Genomic DNA, 8,237 nt, shown 5'->3' with positions numbered 1-8,237 from the left:
TTCTCTTATTTCACATCTGCTTCCGCTGGCAAGTAACTACCGCCAAAGAATTTTTGGGATAATTTTTCCAGAGTTCCGTCTTTATACAACTCTTGAATGCGCTTATTAACAAATGTTTTCAACTCATCTTGTCCTTTTGCTAAAAGCGGATAAACATAAGGTTGTTGATTGCTTGGTAAATCAATCACTTTTAGGTGGTCCAGTTTTTGATTTTTAATAACTGTTTCAACACCGATTTTATCAAAAATCTTATAATCAAACTTTCCATCGTTTAAATGGTTCATAATTTGTTGAAAATCCGCTTTTGTATAGCTAATTTTCGTTGGATTGTTAGCATGTGCTTGATTGTATTTTTCTAATTGTGCGGCAGTCGTTGTCCCTTGCACTACTTCTGTTGTCTTACCACCAATATCATCCAATGATTGAATAGTTTTATCAGATTTTTTCACTACTAAGACATTTGGATTTTTAGCAGTCGGAGCTGCATACAAATACTTACCTGCACGTTCTTTTGTATAGCTGATATTGTTCACTGCCATTTGGTAGCGATCACTATCCAGACCTGCGAAAATACCTGACCACTCTGTTGTTTCAAATTTTACCTTGTATTTGTCAGAATCTTTGAAGATCGCACGAACTACTTCGATTTCATAACCTGTTAGTTTACCATTTTCTTCATAGTTAAATGGTTTTGGTGAAGCATTCGTTGCGACTTTAATTTCTGTTTTTCCAGATGAAGTCGTTGATTTTGAATTGGAGCACGCTGCTAAAGCTCCTATTGTCAAAAAACCAAGGGCTGCTAAAGAAGAATATTTCAACACTTTTTTCATATTCCTATAATAACCTCTTTCATTAAGATAAGTCTTATCATATCAAATATTTTCCTTCTTGACTATTATTTGATTTTTATCAAAGTGATAGATTTTCTTTATCAAGTAGAGCTAAACGAAATCCGATTTTTACCAAACATTGATACATTTGACGAATAGTGGAAAACTCAATTACTTTTCTAAACTAGCTGCGCGCGTTAAAGCGACATCAATATTAGCACAAAAGTTGTCTGCACCAACTCTATCAATAAAGCTTGCTTTTCCATGACATGGTAAGGTTGTTCGTTGACATTTGCCAAGGATCTCTTCAAGAGCATCCAATCCTGAAATATCCATTGCAGACACACTGCGCATACGAAGAATTAAGACATTTTTACCTTGTTCAGACAAAATAAGTCCTTGATTTGTCCAACGATGATTCCAACGGCAATTCCAAGGGTAAAGCCAACAGTGATGGTCTTTGAAATAAATTTAATCAGATCATCAAAATGCAACAAACCCATGCCGATGAGCATTAGACCAGCTAAGAAAGTGGCTACTGTCAGACCAGATAGACCGTACTGCGCAATAATTCCATAAATGATAACAACAAAATAGCTATTAGTTCACCAATCTGAACACGACTCCCACCTAAAAAAAGGGAATGAAAAAACCAACTACAACAGCTGTATAAACATCTTGCTCTGGATTGACCCTCGAAGCAATCGCTAAAGCAATTGACAATGGTAAGGCAATAATTGCCACGATAATCCTTGCTACAAGGTCTTTGACAAATTGTGCACCCGAATAATTCTTTACCATACTAAAAACTTAGGATTGATATGCTTAAAAGCGTCCATTTTCCCCTCCTCTTTTTCCCTGTTCCCAGACGCTTGCGAGAATCTTATTACCATTGTAATATAACCCCATGTAAAATCTCTAGATGACCTGAATATGAAAACTTACCAGAAAAGGCGATAGTTATTTCACCAACGCCTTTAACAATTATTCTCATTCGTTTCTATCCTTTAGTGAGGAGATAGAAAGGCTGGCTAAACCAAGTCCAAGCATTGTCAGTGCAGCCTTAGTGTCCACTTTTCCTAAAGCAGATAAAACCACTACAACAATCCCCATGGCTATTCCAAGTCCTCTCAACACGGTGTCAACAATATCAGATTTTCTATTTTTCTTGTTTTCTTTCATCACTGTCTGTCCTTGCATAAGCTCATCTACCGATGTATCAAACAGGTCTGCTAATTTAGGAATGGTATTAATATCTGGATAGGATAAATCTCTTTCCCATTTTGAAACAGCCTTATCAGTGACCCCCATCTTTTCAGCCAGTTCTAATTGTGTCATCCCTTTTGCTTTCCTTAATGATGAAATCATCATACCTAGTGTTTGTTTTTTCATCAGATTTTTCCTCCCTCCATTTGCTAATTATATTGTAGCACCTTTTCTTACAAACTCAATCGACCAATAGTTTACTTCTCTCAACTTATAGTTTATTACTGGTTTGTCTGCTTTTTACGCTCCTTATTTGAATTTTTAGAATAAGCTGAGCTACAACAAGCAGTCTTGGAAACCAACCTCACTCTTCAACTACATATTATTAGCTAGCCACCTTTTCTACCAAACTTCATGTCTACTCTATCAAAGTAAAGAAGATACTAGCTCAACATATTTACGTTACGGTCTTATAACTAAATTTCTTAAAAAACACTGAGAGATTAGTAAGTAACAAAAAAAGAGACTGGGACAAAATTATCTCAGTCTCAATCTGTATTAGTAAAAAACTCTTGACGCAGTAGCTGTCGGACTCTTCATTTGCTTTTTAAGCTCAGAAGAGTATCTAAGCAACCCTGCAGTGGTAGGACAGAAGTAAAAATTAAAAATATTTACTTCTGTCCCACCACCTCTTTCTTCACTATTAAAATCCTTCTACATTTGTATAAATCTTTTGGACATCTTCGTCATCTTCCAAAACAGCATACAACTTTTCAAATGTTTCTAAGTCTTCACCTGATAAGGTCACATCAGATTGCGGAATCATTTCCAATTCGGTGACTTGGAATTCTTCTACACCAGATTCACGGAGAGCAGTCAAGGCCTTGTGCAAATCTGTTGGTGCTGTATAAACTGTAATGCTTCCATCTTCTGCTTCTACATCATCTACGTCTACATCTGCTTCTAACAGTTGTTCAAAAACACTGTCTGCATCGTCTCCTGCAAACACAATCACACCTTTATTATCAAACATATAAGAAACTGAGCCACTTGCTCCCATATTTCCACCGTTTTTACCAAAGGCAGAGCGAACATTGGCTGCCGTACGGTTGACATTTGAAGTTAGTGTATCAACGATGAGCATAGAACCATTTGGTCCAAACCCTTCATAACGCCCCTCTGTAAAGGTTTCGTCTGTGTTTCCTTTTGCCTTATCCAGTGCTTTGTCAATGACATGCTTTGGCACTTGCGCTTGTTTCGCACGTTCAATAACAAATTTCAAAGCTGAGTTCGATTCTGGATCTGGCTCTCCTTTTTTAGCTGCTACATAGATTTCAACACCAAATTTAGCATAAACTTTTGAGTTTGCACCATCTTTGGCAGTCTTTTTTGCCACAATATTGGCCCATTTACGTCCCATTGGATATTCTCCTTTAGATTTTCACTTTTTCAATCTTTCCTATTATATCACAAGTCAGGTTGAATTTCACTAGCAAATTATTGACAATAACCAGCTCTATATAATTTTTGCATCAATCTATCATTATCGGGATTCTTCCAAAATTCTGCTCCTCCAGTTGGGCATTCCCTAGCTGATAAATACAATCAGCTCGCTGGGTTAAGGAATCCCATGGTTCTTGACCGATGCGACTGACGAAGTCTGTTTTCCCTTTCATCTTTTTAAGATGTTCTCGACCTGCTTGAGTAAAGCCCAAGATATGAATACCGCTAGGCAACTGATCATTTCTTGCACCGACCAAAATATAAGTCAGAATTCGTCTGATTCGTGCTTTCGTATATCGCTTGGTTGCGACTTGTTCGACCAACTCCTCTGCGCTATAACTGGTTTTCACTGCTTCCTGCAAGCGTACCGAAAGTTCTCGATTAACCTGATAAAAACTCGTCAAATCGGGATGACTGATAATCTGGTAACGCAGCAAAGGATAAAGTGCTGACCAGGTCACTTTGGGAGACTGAATCAGCAGTTCATGAGCCGGGGTAAATTTCTCCAGAAAGTCTGGACAATTAAGACGCTCTCTAAGAGCCGTAGCTGAGGCATATTTTAAATTTTCTTCTTGCGAATGATAGCCAGCTCCTTGACGCTTGATTGGAAGAATCTCAATAGCCTTTCCAGCACAAGCTTTGGCATAAGAAAGTCCTAAAATGTGATTGGGTGTATTGCCTGTGAATTTCACACCAGCAAACTTTTCCCACATTTTCTGTGTTTTCTGTGGATAAGACAAATCATCTGGCAAACTTTGTACGTAGTCCACCATTTTCTGTTGATTATCTATATAAATCTGTGAAAAGTGTTGATAATCTAAGACCTCTTCCGTGCCAAAGGTCAACTTATTCACACTAAGGCGCTCTAAAATATCTACTGCTCCTTGTGCGAAGTAGTCAGCTGACTGAACAGCCACCAAAAATGGTAATTCAACCACCAAATCCGCCCCGTTTTCCAGAGCCATTCGGGTCCGAGTCCACTTATCCACAATCGCAGGCTCACCACGTTGGACAAAATTGCCTGACATGACAACAATCTTGACCCCCTCAGCCTGCGACAGCAAATACTTATGCCCATTATGAAAAGGATTAAATTCAGCAATAATACCAGTAACAGTCATGGAGTGCTCCTAAATTTATACTAATAATCTATTCTTCTATATTCACTTAACATTTTTTGAAGTATACATATGTCCTCACATTCCTGCTTAAATGCACCATCAGTATAGCCATTTCCTAATTTTGGAACTGTAGGAACAATACTTTGAATTTCACTAGAGTAATGTTTTCTGCATTCTTTCCAATTTCTTTTAACAAATCGCTTAAAATTTAATCTTTCTTCTTTTGAGTTAAATACCAAAATGCTTTCAAAAAAATTATTTCTAGAGATTCTTGCATCATCAGTATATTCTTTACAATACAAGAATTCATTAAGCTTAAAAATTAATGAATCTTTTTCCATATATTTAAACATAACATCCCATCCCCTAATGGCATTGAAAGCTATACCATCGGTTTCTGGACATGGAGTATCATATCTTCCACCATCTAAAGATAAACCTACAAAATCTGCTAGTAAAGTTTGATGATAATATAATTGTATTTTTAAATAACTAGGAGTAGAATCTGATTGAAAAAAGTGATAATATTCATAACCATGTCGACTTTCATCAAAATCATAAATTAGTCTATATTCTGGGAAAATTTTATAATACATTTCCATAGTATTATCTGAAATATTCATCCAATTTTTTGAATCTTTTAAATAAATTTCAAATTTTTCATTTGGCGTTTGAACAAGACCAAATCTTTTTTTCCATAAATATTCAACCTTATCTATATCTGCAGACTTATCTTTTGGAGTATTACTGTCTTGGATTCTTGTATAAATGTGATTAGCTTTTAAACTTTGGAATTTTTCTTTCAGATAGAATGGTGTTTGTCTACTATTATGAATTATTATCACATCTAAAATAAACGATTTTATTAAAACTTGTTTTACAGTTACAATTGGTCGAATATCTCCTGCAAATTTTTTATCCTTCAAAAAATCAACAATTTTTTGAGTATTCCTCCGGTTTCGATCTGCAGCTACATCATATAAAGAAAAATTTTCATTATCTACACCAATAATAATATAAGCGTCATGATTAGCTAAATTATTTGCCATACATATAATATCATGTAAAAGATCAACAACTTTACTAGAATCATACCATTGACGCTTAAAATCCCAATATTCTCCCTCTTGATGAAGTTCAATCAGATTAATAATTTCAGATTCCAAATCACTATTTATATTACCTTTTTGAAAACAGCTCATTTTTGCACCACTTCCCATTAAAAATCAAACACACTTAAGTTCCCCTACTTCTCACACACAAAAAACCAACGTTTGCTTTCCTTTTTCGGTGCTTGGTCTTCAAAATCTGCATAAACCTTAACAGTTTTAAATCCAGCTTGTTCCAGTAAAATATCATAGGTCAGAATTTCGTAAGTGCGTTCTTCGTGGACTTCATCGTAGCGTGTGAAGCGCCCGTCTTCGTCTTGCAAGAAGAAGGTCAATTCATGCACGACTGAATGTGGGGCTTCATCGGCGTATGTATCCCAGATCATGGCAAATTCATCAGCGTTTTCATGATAAGAATAACCAGGAAAGACAGTATCTGTCTGGTAAGTCGAGTGCACATCAAAAACGAAAACACCGCCTTCGTTCAAGCAGTTGTAAACTTGCTGAAAGACATCACCGACTTCAACTTCATCGGCCATGTAGCAAATTGAATCTGAGTAACAAGTCACCAAATCGTATTTCCCAGCCTGCGACAAATCAAGCATATTGCCCTGTCTGAATTCAATAGCTTCACCTGCTTCTTTGGCACGTTTACGAGCGATTTCAAGCATTTCTTCGCTCAAATCCAGCCCTGTCACATCAAAACCTGCTTCAGCAAAGCGTACGGATTGAATTCCTGTTCCACAAGCTAATTCTAAGAGCTTTTTCTTATTTTTTGGAAAATGGCGGAGCGAAAAATCGGTCCATTTATCATAAAGATTATCATCCATAATAGCATCATAGACTGATGCGAAGGTTTCATAAGTTGTCATACATTAAATCGCACCGAAACGGCACTTGTCCTTTCTAGTGATTGAAAGGCCGAGGAATTTCCCCAGCCTTACCCTTTATTTGTTTCCAACAAAGCAGCAACATCAACACCTGTTGCTTCATGCCAAAGTTTTTCAAGGTTGTAGTGACTCCGCATTTCCTCGGAAAAGATATGAACGACCACACCACCTAAGTCTAGAAGCACCCAGCCTCCAGCAGCATCCCCTTCTACATGACTAGCTGACAGCCCTACTTCTGTGACTTTCTCACGGATATTTTCTGCAATAGCTTCTAGTTGACGACTATTCATAGAGCTAGCAATGACAAAATAATCAGTCATCGTCGTCAATCCCTGCAAATCTAGTACGGTGATATCTTCCGCTCGTTTTTCATCTGCTGCTTTTACAACAATTTCTAATAATTCTTTTTCTTTCATTTAATCCTCTTTCAAATAGTACACATGTGCATTATAGGTCTCCAAAGTTTGGGGATAGATCGGCAAGCCCTGATGAGCCAGATATTCCACTGTACGCGCTGTTTCATAAGCCACGGCTTGGTTGAGCGAAACGTGAGCAATCTCACGCGCCCGCTCCACTCCTGGAAAGTTCCGATTAGGCTCAATATAGTCTGCTACGTAGACCACCTTATCTAAATCGGACATTTGGGCAGAACCTACGGTATGAATCTCAATAGCTCGTAGAATTTCTGGATCACTCAATCCTAAATCTTCTTGAATTTTGTAAATGCCGACCATGCCATGCCAAACATTATTTCCCCAATCTTTCAGCTTTGGATCCAGATCATACTTATCAATCAACGCCAGAAATTCTTCGTCAGAGAGCTTTTTCGCATAATCATGGAGCAGACCTGCCAAACCAGCTTTTTCTACGTCTACTCCGAAGCGCTCTGCCAAGTTAATCGCTGCTTGTTCCACTCCCAGACAATGTTTAAAACGTTTCTCTGGTAAAAGCTGCTGCATTTTGACTAAAAGTTGCTCACGAGAAATTTCCACATAAGTTTCATATCCCATTGTAAAGCCCTTCTTTCTCAATATAGTCTAAAATTGGCTTGGGTAGGAGAAAATTCGGCGTCCGACCTTGAGCCAGAAAAGCTCGAACCATACTCGAAGAAATATCCATCAACGGCACATCTACCCAGATAACTGGATAAGATGTTCCTGCTTTATAGCGGGGGCGCTGAACCCCAACAAATTGAACCAAATCGACTAATTCGTCAATCCGATACCACTTGGGAAGGTAGTCTACCATGTCCGCTCCGATGATAAAATAATAATCTGTATCTGGATGTTTTTCCGTCAAGAATTTCATCGTGTCATAGGTGTAACTAATACCTTTTCTCTCCAGCTCAATGGTCTCAATTCCCAGACCTTCAATGCCTTCAATTGCCAACTCCAGCATTTTCAGTCGGTGCTTCTCATCAATCGTTGATTTCTTATCAACATGTGGTGGCTCATACTCAGGCATCAGCAAGACCTGATCTAAACATAATTGTTGCCGAACTTGATCAGCTACGACCAAATGGGCATTGTGAACTGGATTGAAATTTCCACCTAAAATCCCAACTTGCTTTCTTTTTTT

Annotated in this window: 10 protein-coding genes and 1 pseudogene; all 11 read right to left on the bottom strand. The window is 37.7% G+C overall.

The window, feature by feature from the left end; translation table 11 throughout:
• Positions 1-5 precede the first annotated feature (5 nt).
• Positions 6-830, bottom strand: coding sequence for an amino acid ABC transporter substrate-binding protein (locus HMPREF2887_RS03650; protein ID WP_003026087.1), 825 nt, complete (start codon positions 828-830; stop codon positions 6-8).
• Positions 831-1,001: 171 nt separating this feature from the next.
• Positions 1,002-1,220: a hypothetical protein gene (locus HMPREF2887_RS10235; RefSeq protein ID WP_041784033.1), complete on the bottom strand. Its 219-nt coding sequence runs from the start codon at positions 1,218-1,220 to the stop codon at positions 1,002-1,004.
• Positions 1,211-1,669, bottom strand: a pseudogene (locus HMPREF2887_RS10080) (SulP family inorganic anion transporter); the annotation flags it as partial. The gene HMPREF2887_RS10235 and the pseudogene HMPREF2887_RS10080, both read right to left, overlap by 10 nt.
• A gap of 151 nt (positions 1,670-1,820) precedes the next feature.
• On the bottom strand, positions 1,821-2,222 hold the full coding sequence (locus HMPREF2887_RS03640) for a helix-turn-helix domain-containing protein (RefSeq protein WP_021001992.1): 402 nt from the start codon (positions 2,220-2,222) through the stop codon (positions 1,821-1,823).
• Positions 2,223-2,739: 517 nt separating this feature from the next.
• The gene (locus tag HMPREF2887_RS03635; RefSeq protein ID WP_003026093.1) at positions 2,740-3,456 is read right to left on the bottom strand and encodes a YebC/PmpR family DNA-binding transcriptional regulator; all 717 of its coding nucleotides are present in this window, start codon (positions 3,454-3,456) and stop codon (positions 2,740-2,742) included.
• A 112-nt stretch (positions 3,457-3,568) separates the two neighbouring features.
• A complete protein-coding gene (locus HMPREF2887_RS03630) occupies positions 3,569-4,660 on the bottom strand; it encodes a nucleotidyltransferase (protein WP_021001993.1) in 1,092 nt (363 codons plus the stop codon).
• Positions 4,661-4,680: 20 nt separating this feature from the next.
• Positions 4,681-5,880, bottom strand: a complete 1,200-nt coding sequence (locus HMPREF2887_RS03625; protein WP_041784034.1) for an ATP-binding protein — start codon at positions 5,878-5,880, stop codon at positions 4,681-4,683.
• A 26-nt stretch (positions 5,881-5,906) separates the two neighbouring features.
• Entirely contained in the window at positions 5,907-6,641 is a 735-nt protein-coding gene (locus tag HMPREF2887_RS03620; RefSeq protein WP_057489797.1) for a class I SAM-dependent DNA methyltransferase, read from the bottom strand.
• A 68-nt stretch (positions 6,642-6,709) separates the two neighbouring features.
• A complete protein-coding gene (rsfS, locus tag HMPREF2887_RS03615; protein WP_057489798.1) occupies positions 6,710-7,075 on the bottom strand; it encodes a ribosome silencing factor in 366 nt (121 codons plus the stop codon).
• Entirely contained in the window at positions 7,076-7,669 is a 594-nt protein-coding gene (gene yqeK / locus HMPREF2887_RS03610; protein WP_057489799.1) for a bis(5'-nucleosyl)-tetraphosphatase (symmetrical) YqeK, read from the bottom strand.
• A partial coding sequence (locus HMPREF2887_RS03605) for a nicotinate-nucleotide adenylyltransferase (protein ID WP_084740551.1) occupies positions 7,659-8,237 on the bottom strand: 579 nt, incomplete at its 5' end. The genes HMPREF2887_RS03605 and yqeK, both read right to left, overlap by 11 nt.

Origin of the sequence: Streptococcus sp. HMSC071H03 (genome assembly GCF_001813035.1) — a bacterium.
GTDB lineage: Bacteria > Bacillota > Bacilli > Lactobacillales > Streptococcaceae > Streptococcus > Streptococcus anginosus.
This window is presented reverse-complemented; position numbering and strand designations above follow the sequence as displayed.

Coding starts and splice junctions, on each gene's coding strand:
- HMPREF2887_RS03630 (WP_021001993.1), bottom strand. CDS start 4,660: ATGACTGTTACTGGTATTATTGCTGAATTTAATCCTTTTCATAATGGG.
- yqeK (WP_057489799.1), bottom strand. CDS start 7,669: ATGGGATATGAAACTTATGTGGAAATTTCTCGTGAGCAACTTTTAGTC.
- HMPREF2887_RS03635 (WP_003026093.1), bottom strand. CDS start 3,456: ATGGGACGTAAATGGGCCAATATTGTGGCAAAAAAGACTGCCAAAGAT.
- HMPREF2887_RS03625 (WP_041784034.1), bottom strand. CDS start 5,880: ATGGGAAGTGGTGCAAAAATGAGCTGTTTTCAAAAAGGTAATATAAAT.
- HMPREF2887_RS03620 (WP_057489797.1), bottom strand. CDS start 6,641: ATGACAACTTATGAAACCTTCGCATCAGTCTATGATGCTATTATGGAT.
- rsfS (WP_057489798.1), bottom strand. CDS start 7,075: ATGAAAGAAAAAGAATTATTAGAAATTGTTGTAAAAGCAGCAGATGAA.
- HMPREF2887_RS03640 (WP_021001992.1), bottom strand. CDS start 2,222: ATGAAAAAACAAACACTAGGTATGATGATTTCATCATTAAGGAAAGCA.
- HMPREF2887_RS03650 (WP_003026087.1), bottom strand. CDS start 830: ATGAAAAAAGTGTTGAAATATTCTTCTTTAGCAGCCCTTGGTTTTTTG.